The organism is Sulfitobacter sp. L-8 (assembly GCF_056859255.1).
Genome location: NZ_JBSXOD010000053.1, coordinates 174,370 through 197,170, shown reverse-complemented (window position 1 = coordinate 197,170; position 22,801 = coordinate 174,370). Strand labels below are relative to the sequence as shown.

Here is a 22,801-nt window from a genome sequence, read left to right as displayed (position 1 = left end):
GACGGGGCTTTATGTGTTGTAGTGACCAGTTTGATGCCATCTCCAGGCGTCAGAAATCATTTGGGGTAGCGTTGAACGCGAAGGAGCCCATCCCAACTCTGCCACAGCTCGCGTTGATCCGGAAACCAGTTTCGTGCAATCGCCGGGTCTTCGTTCACCTTCGATAATCGGGACAGCACGATTAGTGACATCACGACTGTGATCGATAACTTCTCGAACCGAAAACCCCGAACCGGTACCCAGATTGAAAACGCGGCTCGGCTTGCCGTCCAGTAACCATCTCAACCCCAGCACATGCGCATCCACCAGATCGCAAACATGCACGTAATCACGAATACAGGTCCCGTCGGGTGTGTCGTAATCTGTACCGAAAATGGTCAACGCATCACGTTTGCCATCAATGGCATCCAGCATAAGGGGAATCAGGTGGGTCTCAGGTTTGTGGAACTCACCAACGTCACCCTCGGGGTCAGCGCCAGCTACGTTGAAATAGCGAAAAATAACGCTTTTCATACCGTACGCTGCCCCGAAATCGCGCAAGATGTCTTCTATGGCGCGTTTTGATGAACCATAGGCATTGATCGGATACTGGTCACTGTCTTCGTCAAGCACAACATTATCCTGGTCACCATACGTGGCGCAGGTCGATGAAAACACAAAGTTTCCGCATTCTGCCGATGCCGCGGCCTCGATCAAGTTCAACGACCCTTGAACGTTGTTTCGCCAATAGCGCCCCGGGTGTTTCATGCTTTCGCCGACTTGGCTCAGGGCGGCGAAATGCATGACGGCTACAGGCGTGTGTCGCGCAAAGACAGCGTCAATTTCTGCTCTGTTCAGCAGATCGCCCTGAATAAACGGGCCGAATTTGACGGCATCGCGCCAACCGGTGATCAGATTGTCAAAGGTGACAGGCGTAAATCCAGCAGCGGCAAGCGCCTTGCAGGCATGCGACCCGATGTAACCCGCGCCGCCTGTGACCAGAACATTCGCCATTAAGTTGCCTTTGCCGGTTGCCTATTGCGCCGCTTTATCGACCATCATGACATCTTGCAAATACGCATAAAGATCATCGCGCAGCTCGTCGCGGGCCAAGCCAAAAGAAACCGTAGCTTGCAAAAAGCCCGATTTGGACCCGCAGTCGAAACGTTGGCCCTTGAACCGATAGCCATAGACATCGTGGCCCTGGGTCAGCTCTGCGGCGATCGCATCGGTCAACTGGATTTCACCGCCCGAGCCGGATTTGAGCTGGTTGAGGTTCTTCAATACATTGGGTGACAGAATATAGCGACCGATAACGGCAAGGTTCGATGGCGCATCCTCGGTTTTTGGTTTCTCTACCATACCTCGGATTTTAACCAGTTCCCCCTGATCGTCATCAACATCAAGCATACCATACGAAGATGAGCGTTCCGGGTGAACCTCCATTGCGGCCACCATGTTACCGCCGGTTTCATTATATGCTTCGACCATTTGCTGAAGACAGGGCTTTTCGGCGGCGATGACGTCATCGGGCAGGATAACCGCGAAAGGTTCATTTCCTATCAGCCGACGCGCACACCATACCGCATGCCCCAGGCCAAGCGCTTTGTGCTGGCGGATATAGGCGATGGCTCCGCTGTCCATATTGGTATTTTTGAGAGTTTCTAGCAGCTCTGTCTTTCCCTTTGACCGAAGCTCCTGTTCAAGCACCGGGGCGTGATCAAAGTAATCTTCCAAAGCGCCTTTTCCGCGAGAGGTTACAAATATGAACTCCTTGATCCCGGCAGCGCGGGCTTCGTCGATCGCATATTGGATCAGCGGGCGGTCCACCAATGTCATGATTTCTTTTGGCACTGATTTGGTCGCGGGCAAGAAACGCGTCCCCAGTCCGGCCACTGGAAAAATTGCTTTCGTAACTTTCTTAGCCATAATAAACTTTCGTCCTTAAATGTCGTGATAGCTATGTGGTTCACTTGCGGTGTGCGTCCAGCCGTAAAGCATCAACTCACAAACTTTATGGCAACAACTTGCTGTTTTTGCGTTCAAAGCCTCGTTGCCTGGCAACTCGTACGGTTTCGCGGCGTGCGCGATAACCGCGAGAGTAAATGGTGAACATCGGTTCGCTCCGTTCGACCTTACCAAAAACTCCGCCTTTCTGCACCCAAAAACCGGCTGGATCGAAAGAAAGCTTGTGAAACAATGCCGTGGACGACATTACCAAAAGCGTCACGATCTTGCCTTCTGACACTTGCTCGGTCGCTGTTTGGCGGTCAATGGCGGCCTGCGCCGGCCTGCTGACGATCATAACGGTCTCGCGGTGGCGGCTTGGGAAACGCCAAAACGGACCAGATGAATAGCGTGGCAAAGGCGCACCCCCAAGCTGACGCAAGCCTCCTTGCGCATATCCTGCGTCAAGCCCCTTCATCAACCGCCGTACATCGCGCGGTTCAAGCTGACCAGATTGCATGAAACCCAGCAGTCGCCGGGACTGTTCACTGCGGCGTTCCTGCCAATGGGTCTTGTGGCTACCCACCGCGATATGCTTGCGCTGGAAAACAGCCCAGCTTGCACCAATATCGACAAGATCTTTAGGTACGCGATCCGCACTTCGCGTCGTGTTTTCGGCATACCCATGGTGAACTTCGGCTAACGGCACCAACGCCGTGGCGTGACCGGCCCGTGCCAGACGCATATTCAGGTCGGTTTCATCCAGAAAATAATGAAATGCGGGGTCAAAGCCGTTTAGATCGATTAACACGTCGCGCCGAAAGGCCATGTTCGTACCTTCGGTTTTGACAGCATACCCTTTGGGAGGAGTGAAAACAGTTGCATGTTCTGAATTCACCTTCATCGGGTGCGCAATACCATTGGCATCCAAGCTGGCGGCCTTCCATTGAAAGGAAATGCCATTTCGACCCCGAACGAAGCCACCGGTAGCCGCGATATCAGCTCGCTCAAACGGAGCGATCAAATAACGCAGCCACATGGGTTCGGGGACCGCGTCATCATCTATGAAAGCCACGACTTCGCCGGCAGCACGGGTCAGCCCCATATTCCGCGCCGCCGAAATATTTGGGACATCAAAGGGAACGAGCTTTAGGTTTTCGCTGAAATCAAGCGTTTGGGCGGCCTCTATTCCATCGGGATCCGCCACCACGATAACTTCGAAATTCCAGTATTGGAGCTGAGAAATACCTTTCAATGTTCGAGCCAATGAACCGGGCCGCGCTCGGCTGACGACCACGACACTGACTGGCAAATCGGTCATTCCAATCCCATCTCGCCCATCATCGCCTCTATTTTCGGCACATCCTCGGGGTTGTTCATCTCCCAGAACTGCCGCCCTTTGGCGTCGACTTCGACACAAAGCACCATGTGATTGTTTTCCATGAACCGAAGCTGCTCGAGCCCTTCGAGCTGTTCGAGCGGCCCTACCGGCCACGTCGGATAGGATGCTAACGCCGCGGGACGGTATGCATAGACACCGACATGATGGAACACCGGTGTAGTTTCAGCGTCATCATAGGTTTTCGACGTGAAGGGCACTACCTCTTTGGAAAAGTAAAGCGCACTGTGGTTGGTGGCAAAAACCGCAGTAGTCCCCCCGACACGCCCGGCTTTGCGATCCGCCAGCAGGCTGTTCAAGGTCGATCCGTCACAACGTAAAACAGGCGTGGCGATACCGGCATCGCTGTCGCCCTTCAGCCCCTCAACAAGGCTTTCGACAAACCAATGCGGGGTCAGCGGGGCGTCGCCCTGTAGGTTGACCACGATGTCGTAACCGCCGCCCAATGCCGCATGGGCTTCGGCGCAGCGTTCGGTTCCGTTTGCGCAATCGACCGACGTCATCACGACCTCGGCGCCAAAGCTGGCGGCGGCGTTTTTTATCCGGTCATCATCCGTGGCGACAACGACCCTGTCCACACCCCGAACCTCGCAAGCCGCGCGCCAACTGCGTTCAATCAGGCTGCGCGATACCCCGCCTGCCCCTTTCAACATAGCCAGTGGTTTGGCGGGATAGCGTGATGACGCATAGCGGGCGGGAATGACCAGAAGAACAGACATCAAGAAGCCTTTAGTTCGACGCCCGGAGCATGGGCGATGAAGAACGGGTTGGCGAAATCGGCCTTGCCGTATTTCAACGGAGTCAGGTCATCAAAGCGCACGACGACACCCCCGGCCCCCGTTAGCACAGCGTGACCTGCTGCGGTGTCCCACTCCATCGTGCGGCCAACCCGCGGGTAGAGATCTGCCTCGCCTGTGGCGATCAAACAGAACTTCAACGATGACCCGGCGCTGGTCATGTCGCGTACCTTGTACTGGGCGATATAGTCATCGGTCGCCTGATCGCGGTGAGATTTTGACGCGACAACCATCAACGCAGCATTATCGGGGCGCGAGACCGAGATAGGCTTTGTCGGGCCGATTTCGTCCGTGGCAAACTCACCGGTTTCCTCAACCGAGCTTCCGTCGGCCAATGTAAAGAACATGCGCGACCGCGCAGGCGCATAAACCACACCACGTGTTGGTTCCCCGCCTTCGACCAACGCAATGTTCACGGTAAAGTCACCCCTGCGATTGATGAACTCTTTGGTGCCGTCCAATGGATCGACAATCAGGAATGTGTCACCTTTGGCAGAATGAGTAGCGGCTTGTTCTTCGGTAACCAGCACCACATCGGGAAACGCAGCGCGCAGCCCGTCAGAGATGATCTTGTCTGCGGCTTCGTCGGCAACCGTTACGGGGCTCGCGTCCGATTTGGTTTTCACATCGAAATCTCCGGCGTCGTAGATTTCCATGATCTTGTCACCGGCTTCGATTGCCAGACGGCGCATGACCGTCACCAATTCTTGATAATCCATATTGCCGCGGCCCCTTCAGTTTGATTGATTACCTTACGCAAACTCCTTATGGTTGGCCATTAGCGGAACAGCAAGAATTCCGTGCCACGACAGGGTGCAAAGAGGCTTTTCAACATGTTCCAACCACGGCGTACCACCAGAGGCAACATGACCTCGGCCTTGAACATGGCCGAACTGGTTTATCACTCTGTCGTCAGATCCGTCCGGAAACAGCATAACAACGCCTTTGCGGCCATTGGTATCAATATTCTTCAAGCCGTCATCTTTGTCGGTGTGTTCTATGTCATGTTCACAATCCTGGGGATGCGCGGGTCTTCGATCCGGGGGGATTTCGTGATCTACATCATGACCGGTATTTTCCTGTTCATGATGCATACGAAAACAGTAACCGCCGTTGCCGCAGCCGAAGGCCCTGCAAGCGCGATGATGCAGCACGCCCCCATGACCACGATGATTGCATTGGCAGCCGCCGCCCTTGGGTCGCTGTATATTCAGATGCTGTCCTTGATCATGATCATGTCGATCTATCATCTGGCGTTTAATCCCGTGGTCATCGACGACCCGTCGGGTGTCTTCTTTATGATGATGATTGCCTGGTTCACCGGCGTTGCGGTCGGTATGGTGTTGTTGGCGATCAAGCCGTGGGCACCGTCATTCACCCAGATTTTCACGTCGCTTTACCAGCGGGCCAACATGGTGGCATCTGGCAAAATGTTTCTGGCCAATTCACTGCCGACGTTCATGATCGCGATGTTCGACTGGAACCCGCTGTTTCACATCATTGATCAGGCGCGCGGATATGCGTTCATCAATTACAACCCACGTTACAGCAACTGGGAATATGCGGTCTGGGTCGGCGTTGTGCTTATGGTGATCGGCCTGATGGGTGAATTTTATACCCGCAAACACGCCTCGGCGAGCTGGAGCGCACGACGCTGACCCTATTCGACGACTCGCAGTGTCAGGTTTATCCGCCCGCCTTTGGGTAACAGCGTGGAAGACCCTGCCCTGATCCGGTCAATGCCGTGATAGTTCAAGCGAGCTTCCCCACCCATGACCACGACGTCCCCCGACTGGAGCCAAATGCTTTCGGTTTTGCCCCCGCGTTTTTGCCCTCCGATACGGAAAAGGCCCTCATCTCCGAGCGATACCGACACCACGGGCCAACGAAAATCTGCCTCGTCCTTGTCTTGGTGCAGGCCCATTTTGGCTTCCGGTCCGTAATAGTTGATCAAGCAACATTCCGGGCGCTTCTCCAAGCCCGTCAGAGCGTCCCAGATGGCAAGCGCTTCGTCGGGAATCGCCGGCCACGCTGATCCGTCGGGATGCCGGTCAACATAGCGATAGCCCCTTTCATCCGTAAGCCAGCCATATTTTCCCGCCGATGTCATTCGCACCGACATTTTCTGCCCGCGCGGCGTGACGGGGCGAAAAAAAGGGGCCACTTTCACCACAGCCCTGACAGCATTCAACAATTTGCCCTGCGACGTGGTATCAAGGTGATTTTTGTGAATTTCAAAGCCGCGCAAGTCCAATATCGTCATCTGAGCGCCTTTCCTGACTGCTTTCGTGAAAAATCCTTGTAGATTTCCCAATTCCTTTCTCATGCAACGGTTGCAGGGTCCATATCTGCTCCTTATATACGCCCAGAACCGCCGAGGGCATCCAGCCTTTGGTGAAAAAGATCGGAGCAAGGGTGCCGTAACGGGCCTGAGCTTCGTGTAATCGCCTTGAGTAAATGAGGGATCAAAGCATGGCCAAAGTAATTGGTATCGACTTAGGAACTACAAATAGCTGTGTCGCCATCATGGATGGTAGCCAGCCGCGGGTTATCGAAAACGCCGAAGGTGCGCGTACTACCCCTTCCATCGTGGCATTCACAGATGACGAACGTCTGGTCGGTCAGCCCGCCAAGCGGCAGGCTGTCACAAACGCGGACAACACCATTTTCGGTGTGAAGCGTCTGATCGGTCGTCGCAATGACGACCCGGATCTGGCCAAAGACAAGAAAAACCTGCCATTCAAAGTCATCGATGGTGGCAATGGCGACGCATGGGTTGAAGCCAGGGGCGAGAAATACTCTCCTTCGCAAATCTCTGCGTTCATCCTTGGTAAGATGAAAGAAACAGCAGAATCGTATCTGGGCGAAGAAGTTACCCAAGCGGTTATCACGGTGCCTGCGTACTTTAACGACGCTCAGCGTCAGGCGACCAAAGATGCGGGCAAGATTGCCGGCCTCGAAGTGCTGCGGATCATCAACGAACCGACAGCGGCTGCCTTGGCGTACGGTCTGGACAAGAAAGAAACCCAAACCATCGCGGTCTATGACCTTGGTGGCGGTACATTCGACGTCACGATCCTCGAGATCGACGATGGTCTGTTCGAAGTGAAATCTACCAATGGTGATACGTTCCTCGGTGGTGAAGATTTTGACATGCGCTTGGTCAACTACCTTGCGGATGAATTCAAAAAGGCCAACGGTGTCGACCTTACGCAAGACAAGATGGCGCTTCAGCGTCTGAAGGAAGCTGCGGAAAAGGCCAAGATCGAACTGTCGAGCGCAAACCAGACAGAGATTAACCAGCCGTTCATTTCGATGGGCAAAGACGGTTCGCCTCTGCACATGGTCATGAAACTGACCCGCTCCAAGTTGGAGCAGCTGGTGGGTGACTTGATCAAAGCTTCGCTCAAGCCTTGTGCCGCTGCGTTGAAAGATGCCGGTGTTTCCGCTTCCGAGATCGACGAAGTCGTTCTGGTTGGTGGTATGACACGTATGCCGCGCGTGATCGAGGAAGTGACCAAGTTCTTTGGTAAAGAGCCGCACAAGGGTGTTAACCCGGATGAGGTTGTTGCCTTGGGTGCCGCCATTCAGGCCGGTGTTTTGCAAGGTGACGTCAAAGACGTCGTTCTGCTTGACGTGACACCGCTGAGCTTGGGTATCGAAACATTGGGCGGTGTTTTCACCCGTCTGATCGACCGCAACACCACGATCCCGACCAAGAAGTCGCAGGTCTTCTCGACTGCCGAAGACAACCAGAACGCTGTGACCATCCGGGTTTTCCAGGGTGAGCGCGAAATGGCGGCAGACAACAAGATCCTTGGCGCTTTCAATCTGGAAAGCATTCCACCCGCACCACGCGGTATGCCCCAGATCGAAGTGACCTTCGACATTGACGCAAACGGTATCGTTGCCGTTGGCGCATTGGACAAGGGCACGGGCAAGGAACAGAAGATCACGATCCAAGCGTCGGGCGGATTGTCTGATGCTGACATCGAAAAGATGGTCAAGGATGCGGAAGAGAATGCGGAATCCGATAAGGAGCGCCGTGCACTGATCGAAGCAAAGAACCAGGCGGAATCGCTGATCCACTCGACCGAGAAGTCGCTGGAAGAGCATTCCGACAAGGTTGATCCGACCACTGTCGAAGCGATCGAACTGGCCATTGCCGCGTTGAATGACGAACTGGCGACCGACAACGTCGAAAAGATCAAGTCAGGCATTCAAAACGTCACAGAGTCGGCAATGAAACTGGGTGAAGCCATCTATAAGGCGGCTCAGGAAGACAATGAAGATGTTGCTCAGGCCGCAGACGCGCCCCATGGCGACGACGACATTGTTGACGCCGATTTCGAAGATCTAGACGATAACAAGCGCGCATAAGCACGCCCATGGAATCCTTGATAGGCCGGTCCGCTTGCTTGCCGGGCCGGCCTGTCACGTTCCAGCGTAGGAGCTAATCTATGGCCAAACGTGATTACTACGAAATTCTCGGTGTGCCCAAAGGCGCGTCCGCCGATGATATCAAAAGAGGCTATCGAACCAAAGCCAAGGAATTGCACCCCGATCGGAATGCCGACAATCCCAATGCCGAGGCCCAGTTCAAAGAAGCGAACGAAGCCTATGAGATATTGAAGAATGCCGACAAGAAAGCAGCCTATGACCGTTATGGTCATGCGGCTTTCGAAGGTGGCATGGGGGGTGGTCAACGTCACGGTGCCGGTGCGCACGGTGATTTTTCGTCCGCATTCTCGGATGTGTTTGATGATTTGTTCGGTGACTTCATGGGCAATCAACGCGGAGGTGGCGGTGGACGTCGCGCCGCGCGGGGTGCCGATTTGCGGTTTAACTTGGGTATCACGCTCGAAGATGCCTATAAGGGCATGCAGAAATCCATCAACGTGCCGACCTCTGTTGCGTGTGATGCATGCAGCGGCTCGGGGGCCGAAGGCGGTGCTGAACCGACGACCTGTCCGACCTGTTCGGGGATGGGCAAAGTCCGTGCGCAGCAGGGCTTCTTTACCGTTGAACGTACGTGCCCGACCTGTTCGGGGATGGGTCAGATCATCAAGAACCCCTGCAAAGTGTGCCGGGGCGCAGGACGTGTCGATAAGGACCGGGCGCTGTCGGTCAACATCCCCGCCGGGGTTGAAACCGGGACACGCATTCGCTTGGCCGGTGAAGGCGAAGCAGGCATGCGCGGCGGTCCGGCAGGTGACCTGTACATCTTCATCGAGGTCCAGGAACACGACCTGTTCGAACGCGACGGTTCAAATCTTTTTTGCCGGGTACCCGTTTCAATGAGCACCGCAGCTCTTGGTGGCAGCATTGAAGTACCTACTATCGACGGGGGTCGCGGACGGGTGCAAATCCCGGCCGGTAGCCAGTCAGGCCGTCAAATGCGCCTGCGCAGCAAGGGGATGCCGCCACTTCGCGGCGGAGGCACTGGCGACATGATCATCGAATTGGCCGTCGAAACGCCGGTGAACCTCACCGGTCGCCAAAAAGAGCTGCTGCGGGAGTTCGAAAAGGAATCGTCGAACAACAACCCTGAATCCAGCAGTTTTTTTTCTTCGGTTAAATCCTTTTGGGATTCGATGAAAAGTTGATGAAACGGGGTGGGGCATCCGTCTCACCCTTTTTTTCGCTGATCCGGGCTATCCAATTTAGCGCGCTGATAACCTGTTTCGCGCACAGTCAGCGGATGGCGTCCAAACCTTCTCAATTCGCTGATCCGATGTTGCCGTTTCTAAACGACGAAACCGCGCAAACAGCCCCTGTGTCGGGCAAACAACCATCGTATATCGTTGATCATCGTCAGCGTCTGCGTGCCCGTTTTATGGTGGGGGGCGCTGCGGCAATCCCGGATTACGAACTGCTTGAACTGGTTTTGTTCCGCGCCATACCGCGACGCGATGTAAAGCCGCTTGCCCGTGCATTGATGGATGAATTCGGCGACTTTAACCGTGTCATATCAGCAGCTTCATCCCGTCTGCGCAGCATTTCAGGTGTCGGCGACGCAGTGGTCACAGAGCTCAAAATTATCGAAGCCGCTGCCCACCGCATGGCCCGGTCAAAGATGATGCGCACGCATGTGGTATCAAGCTGGGATGCCTTGCTGGATTATTGCCACACCACCATGGCCCACCGGGAAACCGAACAATTCCGCGTTCTCTATCTTGATCGTAAGAATGTCATCATTGCTGATGAAGAACAGGGAAAAGGCACTGTTGACCATGTCCCGGTCTACCCTCGTGAGGTCGCGAAACGTGCGTTGGAACTGAATGCTAGCGCGTTGATCCTCGTTCATAATCATCCTTCGGGCGATCCTACCCCATCCCAGAATGACATCGACATGACACAACAGATCCATAACGCTTGCAATGCGCTAGGGCTCACCCTGCATGATCACCTTATCATCGGAAAATCCCGCGAGCTGAGCTTTCGCGCCGAAGGGTACCTATAACCGCAGGAAGCGTGTTCGAATTTGCCGGATATACCCTGATCCGCGAAGCTGCTACTTGTGGGGGATGAACATGCCGAAGAATTCAACCTCCGTTTCACTGACAGATCGCACAGGGCTGCCGGATGCCCTGCGTGCGCTGGTCGTCGCCTATCCGCGCAATGGATGGGAAGAGAACCCAGCCTATAGTCGTTTGATAAGGTTCTGGCTGGACCGCCACATGATGTTCCGGCAGATTCTTGATCATCTTGATAAAGACACCGAAAGCGCGCTTGACGGAAACCAGAACCCCGACAGCTACAAGCGGAGGGTTAGCCAGTTGGGCGGGAGGCTTATCAACGAGCTGCATGGCCACCATCAAATCGAAGATATGCATTATTTCCCCACGATGGCCTTGCTTGATCAACGCACGGCTATGGGTTTCGACATACTTGATAAAGACCATCAACTTCTTGATGAAATACTTTCGGACTTGGCCGATACCGCCAATGGCGTGCTGCGCTTTAATGGGGCTAAGGCAGGGTTTGTGGATACTGTTGCGGCGATGAAAGATCGGCTAAACGCGTTTAGACCGATGTTGAACCGTCATCTGATTGACGAGGAAGAATTGGTCGTGCCTGTCTTGCTCAAATACGATCCGCCGCAGTTTCGTTGACCTCTAGCGCACCCAAACTTCGACCCTGCGGTTGGCCTGTCTGCCCCAAGCGCTGTCGTCGCATGCCATAGGCATTGCCTCTCCGAACGCATCTACATCCAGAGCGACGCGATCAAGATTGACCGTTATGGCAGCAGCTATGACGGCTTGGCGCACCGCTTCCGCTCTGCGCAGGGCGATTTCGCGGTTGGCGAATGCCGCGCCTTTTCCGTCACTGAAACCCACAAACAAAAGACGGCGAGTGTCATACTGCCCGACTTCCAACGCGCGAGCCAATTGCTGCACATTGGATCGAGATTGCGCGTCCAGCCGAACCGATCCGGCTTCAAACCGGAATGATGTGGTCAAACGTGCCATCGGAGTTAGCGTTGCCGTCATCATTTTAAGTTCATCCAAAGAAATCTCTGGTCCGGCCACGGCTATCGCATTGGCAAATCTATTGCCTTGTTCCTCGACGGGTATCTCCTCTGCCGTCTGATCGACAAAACCGGCCCGTCGTATGACCAGTTGAGCGTTCGGGCTGCGTGTAAACGAAAGGAACTCCCGAGCGATCTGTGGCAGACGCCGGGCGGGAAAGTATAGAAACATTGGTGCGGTCAGGGGATAATCTTCGGTCTTGATGGCCAGGCGCGAAACATCCAGGGAAAATCCACAGCTTCCCGACAACGTCAGGATGGCGGTGCCGTGCTGCTCAGCATAGCTGGTAATACCAATAGACAAGCTGTCTTTTTCAACGGCCGCTGCCAGCTCAGCCAGATCGTCGTGGCGGGTAATTTCCTGCGCAAAATCCAATAGTGCAGGGCGCATGACCTGATCATGGATAGCTTGCGCCAAACCGCTGCTATCATCTGGTAAATGCAGGTCAATCGGGGCATCGGGGCCCCCAAGAGTTTTCCAGTTCGATATTTTTCCCGAAAACACCTGCGCCAGCATAAGCGGAGAGATGCTGTGGATCGGGTTGGAAACCGATACCACAGGGACCACCGCATCCAGCGCCAGAACGCGGCTTCGGTTGGGTCCCTTCATATCCCCCAACCCAGCTTCGCGTGCCAAAAGGCGTTCTTGCGGGCGCATTTCACGAAGCGACATTACTATATCGGCTTCGTCAGCCAACAAGTCCGCGAAGCCTTCGTCAGCGTTACTTGCCGAGAAAAGGAAAAGCGCCACGGTCTGATTGGTTTTTTCGTCTTCAAGGCGATAGGTGAAACGATTTTCAGCTTCATCATCCTTGACGGCGCGATAGCCGTTTCTCGAAGCGAAGGCGTCTATGAGCGCCGGCATCAAGACCCTGCCCATCGTTGCCGAGCCGGAAAGCTGAAGCTCGGCCACAAAGATATCAAGGTTGGGGCACCCGGGGCCCGCGCATTGAACCCCTGAGCTATCGATGGTCAATTCACCATATTCCGTTGCAACGCGGTAGAATTCGCCATCAAACCCCAACAAGGTGCCGCTGAGCTCAACTTTTCCATCTCGCGAGGTCAACGCGATATCCTGGGCAACCACGGGTAGCGTGCCCATAACAAGGAAAAGTGCGGCGTAAACTGCCACACGTATATGCGTGATCATAAGACCCCAAGCGTTGCTTTAGTTGCTCGCAACCTTCATATCTTGGAGCAGATTATTCAACACAAGAAAGCTACCCAAAGCGGTACAATCGGGCACGGCGAGTGACAAATCCTGGGTGACCAGTTGATCGCGACCTCGTAGTTCAAAAGATTTGGCTTCTATTTCGGTACCGCAGTTGGCTTGAATCACTTCGGCCTCAACAGTGAGCTTCACGCCGCCTTCGCGGCTCTCCATTTCTGCGGGGAAGGTATATACCTCTGCAACCAGCGGTTCGACCGCATCCAGATCGCCATTCATGGTGATAAACCCGCCTTCTCCGGTAATTGCTGCCGCCATGCTTCGTGGCTGGCCGCTCCAGACGTGGCCGGCCCCAGAATAGTCGGAACCGGATTCCAACGCATGGATTTGAAGCCCCGTGTCACCTTTCCATTGCAACACGACCCGCCCGAAATCGGTAAGATCCTCGACTTTGGCTTGAGCGACCGCGCCATCGCCATTTCCAAAAGCAAACACAAAAACTGCGGTCTCAGCCAGCGCAGGCACGTCAATACTAAGAGACCCGGTTTTCGACGTGGTCTGCGTAAAGATCATTCCATTATGATGCACCGTGACCCGTTCGTTCGGAAGGCAGGGGGCCGTTAACGTGAGGTTAACCATCGCGGCTGCCATAGGACGCGCCTTCGCAGAAATCTCACAAGAGGTTTCTTCGATTTCTGACAGAGCCGACGTGGTGTCATTGGACAAATGCACGGTGTCATCAGGCGCGGGTTGGACAGTGGTTTCATTCGAGCTGTCGTCCAACATAGGCTCAGTCGGTTCGGTAAACTCCGCCGATGTGAGCGTTATATCCTTTACCACGAGCATAGAGGTTTCGGCGTCAAGAGAACGCAATTCGCGATCGGACTTTGCATTTCCGTAAAGCGCGTTTGCGGCTTCCGAACTTTGCATAACGTACCCGATTGCCAATGCACAGGCGAGCGTACCCACCGCCGTTACTGTTTCTTTGATATATGACACTTGGACGACCCTACCCGGATTGATTCCAGATAAGGATCAGCGAAGACCGAGGCACCGTTATGTTCTTGCAGTGGAAAGTTTAAGGCAATTTTTAGGCAGCCATTGATGGCCGCGACAAACCTAGTTGTCGTAATAGCCTTTTCCATACGCCGCATAAGCACCTGAATCGCCACCATATCCGTAACGTTTCATTCCCTTTTCATCGATCTGGCTCAGCACCAAACCGGTGATACGCTGGTTTGAATTGTGGAAGAACCGCATCGATTCCTCCACGAGCGCCTTACTTGTACTGTCCCATTTTACCGAGAAAAGAATAGCATCAGCGCACTCGGCAATAATGCGTGCATCAGGGACCACCAACACCGGCGGTGTGTCGATGATTATGAAATCATATTCACTGCGCATTTGCTCTATGAACGACTTGAACCTATCCGAAGAAAAGATGTCAGCGGCGTTTACCGTGGTCTTTTCGCCGGTCAGAACATCCGCTTCGAACCCAGCCGGCCGGTGAATGGCATCGGCAAATTTCACGTCGCCATTCAAAACCGAGGCTATGCCCGTATGCGGGAGGCTGGGGAAGTATTCGTTCAGCGTCCGGCGACGGATATCGCCTTCGATCAATAGAACCGATTTCCCCAACCCGGATAGAAACTTTGAAAGAGATAGCGAAACAGTAGTCTTACCTTCCCCCGGGATAGAGGACGTCGAAATGATCACTTGCGGCTTTTTGTCGAGATTGGACAACATTAACGACGTCCGCAGATTTCTAATGGATTCCGCCGCCGCCGAAGTCGGTTTTTCGGAGAGATACGTCAAAGTATCCGTACGGTGGCGTGCCGGCATCTTCGGAATTTGGCCGATAACAGTATAGCCGGTGAACTGCTCAAGTTCATTAGCGGTGCGGAAGGTACTGGTGCGGAATTCGCGTAAGAGAACCAGACCTGAACCGATCATAATCCCTAAGATCATGGCAAGAGATAAAATTTGCGCTTTCTTGGGTGCGCTTGCGTTTGCTGGTACAACAGAACCTGAAAGCATTCTACTATCCGCTTTCTGGATGCCTTCTTGCGCCGAGGTCTCCTTCAAACGTGTCAAAAAATATTCATAAAGCAAACGAGTCGCTTCCGACTCCCGCGTAAGCTGCTGCAACGCGATCATATCCGTGCCTTGGTTGGAGATTTGATTTGCCAATTCGGTTTCTGAGGCTTTAAGGGCTGCCAATTGTTGGCTTGCTCGGATCGACTCAGACTGGACGCGCGCGACAATAGCCTCATATCGCGCATCGAAGCTGGCACGCTTCTCTTGGGAATCCAATCCACCGCTCGCAATCCTGACCAGCGTCGAGTCTTGAGCGATCGCCAGCTTTTGCTCCGGCGTCTCGGCAGAGTTAAGGTCATTCAGACGTTTTTCGGTCTCTGCCTGTGTCGTTGCTGCGCCGTCGATGCGGTAACGCAGCTCCTTGATCTGCCGTTCCAATGCCTGAAGCCCTTCAATCGACACCAGTTGGGTCTGGGCCGTGAATTCCGAAACTTTCTTTTCTGCGGTTTCTAATTCTATCTGGAGCTCGGACACACGGTTGCTCAACCAGGCAGTTGCCTTTTCAGTCGCTTCGAATTTCACTTCGATTTGGTTGAGTATATAGCTTTCGGCAATCGTGTTCGCGATCAGCGCCGACTTCGTAGGCGATTCGGTTTCCACCGTGATATTAAAAACAAGGCTTTGACGGACATTTGAGACCGATACCCTATCCAACAACGCGGCAACCACGCTGTCTTTGACGCGGTTTTTTTCCAACTCAGGGTCTAACGCAATGTCAGTATCCTGACCAAGGCCCATGATCGTGCGAATACGGGATAACGTGGAACCAATGAGGGAAGGCTCCCTTAGCGCTACATTAAATTCTGGATCGTTTACAAGGCTCAGGCGGTCCACCACCTTCCCTACCAAGCCGCGCGACCGAATAACCTCGACTTCGGTATTCACTTCGGTGGAATCACCGGAAAAGCCGCCCACTACGGCTTTGAGGTCGACCACGCTGTCTTCTTTGGTTTCAAGAACGACCACTGAAGTGGAACGATACTTGGGCACAGCGACACCATAAACGTAATATCCTGCCAACAGCATCGACGCGAGCGTGACGAGAGCAATGAGCCATTTTCCCCGCCAGAGCGTCGCTAGCAAAGCGCCGACGTCTATCGTGTCGTCATCTTCGGCGGGTGCCTGAGAGAAGTTTTTCTGGCTTTGGTTCATCATATTGTGGTGGTCCGCTAATCGTTGCCAAACTGAGGCTATGTAACTGTGCAATCGAGATCGGCACCGGGCCTGCACAAATGGGTGCAAGCTCGGGTCGAAAAAAAATCCAACCAAAGCAAACTAATTCAAAAGACAATTATCTTCCAGTCAGCAGTTGGCTTTTCCAAATCCCATAGTAACTTTATTTATTCCGAAGGCTTTTTATGTCATATAAGCTGAACTTGGTAAGTTTAGTTTTCCTATTTTAACCCATTGCGCGCAATGAAGCTTGCTAAATCAAGGATTAGCTGACCTCTGGCCGCAGCGATATTAGCTGCGCCGCCTTTCGGGTCAAACGGAACCGACAAGTCAAACAATCCAGACCGTTCTTGCGTGCCGTTCATAACGGCTACAAAATATTGACCTGACGCGTTGAATTGCCCTGCTTCTGACGCAATCAACTTGCTGAATCTCACTTCAAGGCGCGCGTCTGGATATGCCTCGAATGGCCATGGCTCTGATGCTATTCGTCGCCCCGTAAGACGCGACAGGTTTTCGCTTAATTCAAGTGCCACAGCACGTTCGGGAGAGTCAGCCCACAATTGATCGGCGGAACTGATCATCGTTCCATTACTTTTCAGGATATGGATCTCGTCATCAGCCGCATAGGTTGGCAGTGAAACATCCCGCACTTCGACTGCGGAAAAACGAATATTGATCTTTTCGGTAACCTGAGGACTATCCACTGCGAAACGGTCAGTGGTTCCACACGCTGTCAACGCCAGCACAAGACCAAGACCAAGTATATTCTTAACAACGTTCATTTTCTATCGTCCCAGCAAGAGCGAATTAGGATTACGTTCAATGGTGCGCGCTAAAGATGCAAGTGCATCGGCCGCTTTTTGAATATCACGCATGGTTTCTTGTGCTGTTCGGCTGATTTCGTCGCCCTTGTCATAACCTTCGATTGTCCGGCTCGCCTGTGAGAACAAGGTCGATAGGCGACTGACAATCTGCGGCAGATCCTGAACAGATACGGCAATGTTATCGGCGGCGTTTCGGGCAGAAGCCAATGTCCGGTTCACATTCTCGACTGCGCCACCTTCTCGTAGCGCCTGAAGCGTATAATTTAGTTCGTCCAGCGCGTTTTTCAACGCTCCCGGCAGGGCTATTGCATCAGGTGTACCGATGACTTGATCTGCCGAGTTGGTTAAAGCAGTAAGCTCATCGACCAGCTGTTGAAGTTCAAGTTGACTGGCCTTTTCAGCAACCGATTGGATCTCCAAAATCAGATCCGGAACACCTTCGGTGGACACAGTGAAAGACTGGGCAGCCTCTGAAACGGAATCTACAGCATCCAACAGCCGCTTCGCCATCTGTTCTTTCTCAAGTGTGGCGACCAGCATTTCGACGCGCGATAAGGTCGCGTTCAGCGAAACCGGGATGTTCTGCACCGAGTCAGAAGCGACTAATCCGGTTACCTCATTGATTAACGTACGAACATCGCGAGGCGTCTGCTGAAGATCATCACTACCGATTAGGGCTTGCGCCGAGTTCATCAGACCGATGGCGCTGTTAAGAAGTTCCTCGATCGGGAGGTTGTTGATCCTCGTAAACACCCCTTCGACCGTAGCCGCGGCATCGGATGTTTCGTTGGCGGTTGTCGGCATAATGGGAAAGTTGTCCCCGGATTCCACAAGCCGCGCCGAAGGGGCGTCTTCAACCACCACGAACTCCACCTTCAGACCGCCCGTCAGCAGGCTTGCCGAGGCAAGTCGTGCACGCAGGCCATTCAACACCCGGTCTTCAAGAAACCGAAGAGCGCTTGCGGCGGATACATCGCCCGGCAGACCCAAACGGGCGGGTTGGATCGAAAGCGTCACGTTCAGGCGCACGCGGCTGTCGCCAAATTGGTTATAATCGACAATACCCGACAGGGATTCGACCTCGCCGATGTTCAGCCCGCTCAGCTCGACCGGGGCCCCTACTGCCAAGCCGGATACATTGTCATCGAAGACAACGCTAAGCTTCAGCGGATCGACTTCGGAAGCGCTGAAAACCGAAGATCGCGCATCTTCCTTGGTCGCGAAAACTTCGAATACGGTTCCGTCCTGGACGCGATTGCCACCGGAAACAAATGTGTCAAATGTAATCCCGCCGCCGATCACCGTCGCCAGTGATTGGAAGTCAATTTCGGCTCCGGCAGGTCCGATGCTCACGCTAAAGCCTGAACTGTCCCAGAAACGGGTCGAGCTGTTTATCAGGTTGCGATGTTCTTCGTAAATCAATGCCTCGACGATCGCAAAATTACCCTTTGGTGCGATCTCGGCTTTGCCCACTCGACCGACTTCGATACCCCGGTACAAGATCGGGGCGTTATCCGTAAGCTGCCCGTTGCCTACGGTGCGAAAGGCAATCTGCAATCCGGACTCACCGGCCCGGATCAAGGGGGCTGAACTTGACCCTGAAAACCGGTTCGCAAACGGGCCTGGCTTTTCGCTCCAGGAGCCTTCGATATAGACGCCACTTAAAACTGTACCCAAGCCGCTGATACCGCGGGCCGATACCTCTGGTTGGACCACCCAGAAGGCTGCGCTGCTGTCTATATACGGTGCTACGCTCTTGCTCACTCGGATGGTTGCCAAGACCTTACTCAGATCTTCGGTAAAGCCGACGGATTCCACACGTCCGACTGTTACATCCCGATAGCGCAATTCGGTTTCACCCGCCTTGATCCCGGCCCCTTTGTCGAATTCGATATAAATCTCGGGTCCGCGCGCATTATAGCTGTTCCAAGCCACGCCCAAGGCAACGACCAACGCCAACAGGGGTATAAGCCAAACGATGGACGTGCCGCTCAAAAAAATCTTGCGTGCAGATTTGACCTGCACGTCGGGCGGTGTTTCAGACATCTTGTCGTGATCCCCTATCCTTGGCTTCTTGGTCCCAGATCAAGCGGGAATCGAACGCCTGCGCGGAAAGCATGGTAAATATGACAGACAGGGCGAAAAACATACTCGCAGGGCCGGGGTTGATTGTCGCCAGTGTCTTGAGTTGCACCAATGAAGACAAAATCGCAACCACAAAGATATCAATCATCGACCATCTGCCAATATATTCAACGATCTCGTACATCAATTGACGAGAATGGTTCCCGGCAGGGAGCCGGGTTTTCACGCTGATCGCCAGATAGGCAATGGCCCAGAATTTAGCGAGCGGGATCACTACAGATGCCACCAGAATGATAAAAGAAACCCCGTAGGCACCGTGCTGCGCCAGCTCTACCGCGCCTCCGATAATCGTACTCTCATCGACTTGAAAAAGCGTTTTGGTCTTGAGCATGGGATACGTATTGGCCGGGATATAGCACATCAAGCCCACCAGCCATAAAGCCCACACCTTTTGTAGGCTTTGAAAATCGCGCGACACCATCTTGTGCCCGCACCGCCCGCAGACCTGCGTGCCCAAAGGCCAGGCCTTTGTGCATCGGGTACAGGCAACGATACCCATTTCTCGCGCGCTCAGGATCTTTTGGGGTGTTCCAGTGAATTCCATACCGACCATTTACACATAAAGCTTTCTTGCGCCACAATAAGTACAACCAGCGCACTGAACATCCAGAAAGCAGGGCCAAAACCCACAGTAGCAAGATCGGCGACTTTAACCAAAGCGACTGCACATCCCAACACAAATATTTCGGCCATAGACCAAGGCCGCAGCGCTTCTGATACCCGGAATGCCTGTATCGCGTGCCGTGCCGGCGGCAGGTCCAGTACGATCGGGACCAGCACATACAACGTAAGCATGACGCGTACCAAGGGGATCAAAATGATCAGCGCCGCGGTCACCAAAGCCAGCAGAATCATCGGTCCGTTCGCAAAGGCCAGGGCCGCGTCCAGGATGGAGACCGAATTTTTATTGCCGGCAGCATCAATATCGAGAAACGGAAAGAATGTCGCACCGATGAGCAGGATAAAGATGCCAACCGCTATCGCGATGATCTGCAACCCGGCTTTGCGCTTTGGTGCGATCAGCACAGTATGACATCGCTGACAAACTGCTTTTTCACCGATTTCGGGGACCTGCAGATGAAACACGGCATCGCACTGAGGGCAGACAATAATATCTGCCAATGGGATAGCCAATTCGTGGTCAACGGTGTCTTTCATATCCACATCATAAATTATGGATGCAGCACTGTGTATCGCTTTCTTTCCTTCAGGCTGTCACGTAACCGTTGATCTCAACGAAAACCCTCGCATTTTCTCTAGGACGCGGCATTCGTGCTCTCAGGCGGCTCCGGGCAGCAACACTTTGCGCGAACCTTCGTCAAACGCATCCAGTCGCTGTGGCCATATGGTACCCGGCCACCGCAGTTCCATCTGTCGCTTTCTGGGGCGGTATACGGCGGTGTAAAGCGTGCCGAAACCAGCATTGAACGCATGGGAATACAGCGGCGGTTTGAGAAAGGCGCTGATGAATTTCTCTTCCGAATCGCGATGAAAACGCAATCGCTGCAACAAATACCGTTCACGCTCGACGGTGGCTGTGAACCGCGCGTGACTGATCCACTCAACATTCTCCTGATGGTTCGTCGCAACCGAGGCATTGGTGATGATGGCTGGCCGATCAGGGGCCATCAACGCGGTCAGATACTTGCGCTTTCGGTCCAGCACCGTGACATTATAGCTCATGTGAGTTGGCATGCGCGCCAATACCGCGCTGGCATGTTCAGTTGTTTCGCAGGTTTGCAGTACATAGCGCAGGATCAGCGGAACGCCAAAGCCGACACCCACGACCCGCCGCCCGCCAAACGTCAACGAGATAGACAAACCAGCGTCGTTCACCCCGTCCACCAGGCCGAACAGCCCATCCGACGTTCCCATGACCTTGCGACCTTGCCAGGCCGTATGCAACAGCAGGCTATCAAATGCGCTGGTGTTATAGTCATAGTTCCGCACCATGACCGGCTCTTTACCGCCCCAAATCGCCTGACTGCATCCTGATAGGTATGGGGGCGGGCAATAAAAGCTCAGAAACCTCGCAGCATGATCGCCGCCGCCGGCCTGTTCGCACAGATCTTCGTATAACGGCACGATTTCCGGCATATGGGTCTTCAGCGCCCGGCGGCATTCCGCAAATGTCGGGCGTGCGGATTCACCCTCCTTCAACCACCATCTTCGGTAGTGAGGCCAATATTCGGCGAAAAGCCCGGCCCATTTGGGACCGGGCAGATCTTCTGAAATGGCACGCCACAGCATGAGCTGCCCTTTCGGTGCTTACAGGATTTTAAACGCCGGGTCAGAAAAGGCTGGACCAGCTTCGGCAACGGGCAAAGGACGTCCGTTGACCGACCTCTTGATTCCGTGAATCCACTTTTTCGCCCGTTCATTCAACTGGAAAGATTTCGTCATTGACCTGCCACGGGTCACAAGAATACCGATATCGGCCCCTTCATAGCGATAGTCACCCGGTTGTAGGATGCGCAGGAAAAACGCCTCGTTCTCGGATTCAACGGCGCGGCGGTGATAGTCAAACCGGTCAAAAACCACGCGACCATCCTCGAGCATCTTGTAGATACCTGTTTCAGGTGCCTCGGTACAGATATCGACGCTGTCGTCGGTATGCTTAATGACCATTTGCGACCACCCATCGATCATCTCGGGGTCGGCCCAGCGGTTGTTCAGCTCTTCCACGTTCAGATCGAACTTTTTCTTGCTGAATTCCAGCAGGTGGAACAGGAACAACGGCGCATCCGCATGTGCAAATGCGGCGTGGTTCGTCATCGACGATGCGCCCGTGATGCGCGGATTCAGCTCGCCCAGCCAGATATCACCGGTTTTTTTGTCGATAAGGAAGTCCAGCTCGAAATAGCCACGATAGCCTTCCTTGCGCAGTTGTTCCCCGAACTTATAGGTCAGTTCGCGCGCTTTCTGACGAACCTTGGGCGGGAAGGCTGTCGACAGGATTTCGTTGCCACACCAGCCCCCGCGATAGGGCGTCAGATCCTTGAACCCGACCAATTCGGTCATCAGCGGGCCAACGATCGTGCCTTCCTTGGTGGCGCAAGCCTCGATCGCGGAACCGCGGCAGTCGATCCGCTTCATGATCTTGATCTCGCCCTCGCCGACGATCTCGGATTCATGACGGCGGAAGTCTGCTTCGGATTTGATGAAGAACGTCGTGTGGCCACTGTCGCCAAAGGCGGATTGCAGCACCAGATCATGGCCGATCCCGGCCTTCTCGCAGGTCTTCTTGAGGTCTTCGTAATCCTTGACCTCGGCCAGCACGTTCGGCACGGAAGGCACACCGGCCTTGTTGCCGATCCGCACGGTTTCGATCTTGTTATCCATCTTTTGGCGCAGCTTGGCCTTGGGGAACCAGACATCCGCCCCCAGCTCTTTCGACAGACGTTCGGTTTCTTCATCGAACATCAGAAAAACGAATTTGGGCTTCCCACCGCGCCGCTTGATAAAGTCGATGACTTCCTTGTGCTGCAACAGATAGTTGTTGATATCTTCGATGCTTTGAAATTCAGCGTGTGGCTGTTCGGACGGGCAGAACACATTGGGGTGTTTGCCGCCGTAGCAGTCGATATAGCAGATATACTTGAAGTTCTTCACCCATTCATCAAGGCCCAACAGGTTAAAGTTAGTGGCCGAGATAAAGTACACAGGGTCTTCGTTGCGGTGAAAGAACCGACGAATTTCCGAGATATTCTTGAGAACAGTCGTTGCCATGATATTGGG

At 53.9% G+C, this 22,801-nt stretch carries 19 protein-coding genes and 1 pseudogene; 5 read left to right on the top strand and 15 right to left on the bottom strand.

Annotation, left to right across the window (positions count from 1 at the left end):
* Positions 1-9: 9 nt before the first annotated feature.
* The 5 genes from galE to cysQ form a co-directional block, all read right to left on the bottom strand.
* Positions 10-993, bottom strand: coding sequence for a UDP-glucose 4-epimerase GalE (gene galE / locus AC13DE_RS14260; RefSeq protein WP_483048203.1), 984 nt, complete (start codon positions 991-993; stop codon positions 10-12).
* A gap of 21 nt (positions 994-1,014) precedes the next feature.
* Positions 1,015-1,908: a UTP--glucose-1-phosphate uridylyltransferase GalU gene (gene galU, locus AC13DE_RS14255; protein WP_446297191.1), complete on the bottom strand. Its 894-nt coding sequence runs from the start codon at positions 1,906-1,908 to the stop codon at positions 1,015-1,017.
* A gap of 85 nt (positions 1,909-1,993) precedes the next feature.
* Positions 1,994-3,247 carry a glycosyltransferase family 2 protein gene (locus AC13DE_RS14250; protein WP_483048202.1) on the bottom strand — a complete coding sequence of 418 codons (1,254 nt, stop codon included), beginning with the start codon at positions 3,245-3,247 and terminating at the stop codon, positions 1,994-1,996.
* Positions 3,244-4,044: a 3-deoxy-manno-octulosonate cytidylyltransferase gene (locus AC13DE_RS14245; RefSeq protein WP_446312778.1), complete on the bottom strand. Its 801-nt coding sequence runs from the start codon at positions 4,042-4,044 to the stop codon at positions 3,244-3,246. The genes AC13DE_RS14250 and AC13DE_RS14245 overlap by 4 nt, the downstream gene beginning before the upstream one ends.
* Positions 4,044-4,841 (bottom strand): 3'(2'),5'-bisphosphate nucleotidase CysQ, encoded by a 798-nt coding sequence (cysQ, locus tag AC13DE_RS14240; RefSeq protein WP_483048201.1) that lies wholly within the window; start codon positions 4,839-4,841, stop codon positions 4,044-4,046. Before cysQ ends, AC13DE_RS14245 begins: the two co-directional genes overlap by 1 nt.
* A 114-nt stretch (positions 4,842-4,955) precedes the next feature.
* Between cysQ and AC13DE_RS14235 the strand changes: the two genes are divergently transcribed.
* Positions 4,956-5,780: an ABC transporter permease gene (locus AC13DE_RS14235; protein WP_446295965.1), complete on the top strand. Its 825-nt coding sequence runs from the start codon at positions 4,956-4,958 to the stop codon at positions 5,778-5,780.
* Between the two features lie 2 nt (positions 5,781-5,782).
* Here AC13DE_RS14235 and AC13DE_RS14230 read toward each other — a convergent pair whose 3' ends face one another.
* Positions 5,783-6,385 (bottom strand): alpha-ketoglutarate-dependent dioxygenase AlkB family protein, encoded by a 603-nt coding sequence (locus AC13DE_RS14230; RefSeq protein WP_483048200.1) that lies wholly within the window; start codon positions 6,383-6,385, stop codon positions 5,783-5,785.
* Positions 6,386-6,594: 209 nt separating this feature from the next.
* Here AC13DE_RS14230 and dnaK point away from each other — a divergent pair, with 209 nt between their 5' ends.
* The 4 genes from dnaK (at position 6,595) to AC13DE_RS14210 (ending at position 11,237) form a co-directional block, all read left to right on the top strand.
* Positions 6,595-8,502 (top strand): molecular chaperone DnaK, encoded by a 1,908-nt coding sequence (gene dnaK, locus AC13DE_RS14225; RefSeq protein ID WP_446312780.1) that lies wholly within the window; start codon positions 6,595-6,597, stop codon positions 8,500-8,502.
* Between the two features lie 80 nt (positions 8,503-8,582).
* Positions 8,583-9,728: a molecular chaperone DnaJ gene (gene dnaJ / locus AC13DE_RS14220; RefSeq protein ID WP_446295961.1), complete on the top strand. Its 1,146-nt coding sequence runs from the start codon at positions 8,583-8,585 to the stop codon at positions 9,726-9,728.
* A gap of 95 nt (positions 9,729-9,823) precedes the next feature.
* Complete coding sequence (radC, locus tag AC13DE_RS14215) at positions 9,824-10,585, top strand: RadC family protein (RefSeq protein WP_446295960.1); 762 nt, start codon at positions 9,824-9,826, stop codon at positions 10,583-10,585.
* 70 nt (positions 10,586-10,655) lie between these two features.
* Positions 10,656-11,237 (top strand): hemerythrin domain-containing protein, encoded by a 582-nt coding sequence (locus AC13DE_RS14210; RefSeq protein ID WP_483048199.1) that lies wholly within the window; start codon positions 10,656-10,658, stop codon positions 11,235-11,237.
* A 3-nt stretch (positions 11,238-11,240) separates the two neighbouring features.
* Here AC13DE_RS14210 and AC13DE_RS14205 read toward each other — a convergent pair whose 3' ends face one another.
* The 9 genes and pseudogenes from AC13DE_RS14205 to AC13DE_RS14165 all read right to left on the bottom strand — a co-directional run.
* The gene (locus AC13DE_RS14205; RefSeq protein WP_483048198.1) at positions 11,241-12,803 is read right to left on the bottom strand and encodes a substrate-binding domain-containing protein; all 1,563 of its coding nucleotides are present in this window, start codon (positions 12,801-12,803) and stop codon (positions 11,241-11,243) included.
* 18 nt (positions 12,804-12,821) lie between these two features.
* Positions 12,822-13,820, bottom strand: a complete 999-nt coding sequence (locus AC13DE_RS14200; RefSeq protein WP_483048197.1) for a hypothetical protein — start codon at positions 13,818-13,820, stop codon at positions 12,822-12,824.
* Positions 13,821-13,940: 120 nt separating this feature from the next.
* Positions 13,941-16,073, bottom strand: coding sequence for a polysaccharide biosynthesis tyrosine autokinase (locus AC13DE_RS14195; protein ID WP_483048196.1), 2,133 nt, complete (start codon positions 16,071-16,073; stop codon positions 13,941-13,943).
* 239 nt (positions 16,074-16,312) lie between these two features.
* Positions 16,313-16,876 (bottom strand): PqiC family protein, encoded by a 564-nt coding sequence (locus AC13DE_RS14190; RefSeq protein WP_446312785.1) that lies wholly within the window; start codon positions 16,874-16,876, stop codon positions 16,313-16,315.
* Between the two features lie 3 nt (positions 16,877-16,879).
* Positions 16,880-18,964, bottom strand: a complete 2,085-nt coding sequence (locus AC13DE_RS14185; protein WP_446295952.1) for a PqiB family protein — start codon at positions 18,962-18,964, stop codon at positions 16,880-16,882.
* Positions 18,957-19,562, bottom strand: coding sequence for a paraquat-inducible protein A (locus AC13DE_RS14180; protein ID WP_289082331.1), 606 nt, complete (start codon positions 19,560-19,562; stop codon positions 18,957-18,959). The genes AC13DE_RS14185 and AC13DE_RS14180 overlap by 8 nt, the downstream gene beginning before the upstream one ends.
* Before the next feature lie 11 nt (positions 19,563-19,573).
* Positions 19,574-20,221, bottom strand: a complete 648-nt coding sequence (locus tag AC13DE_RS14175; protein WP_289082332.1) for a paraquat-inducible protein A — start codon at positions 20,219-20,221, stop codon at positions 19,574-19,576.
* 120 nt (positions 20,222-20,341) lie between these two features.
* The gene (locus tag AC13DE_RS14170; RefSeq protein WP_446295951.1) at positions 20,342-21,313 is read right to left on the bottom strand and encodes a C45 family autoproteolytic acyltransferase/hydrolase; all 972 of its coding nucleotides are present in this window, start codon (positions 21,311-21,313) and stop codon (positions 20,342-20,344) included.
* Positions 21,314-21,331: 18 nt separating this feature from the next.
* A pseudogene (locus AC13DE_RS14165) lies at positions 21,332-22,801 on the bottom strand (biotin carboxylase); the annotation flags it as partial.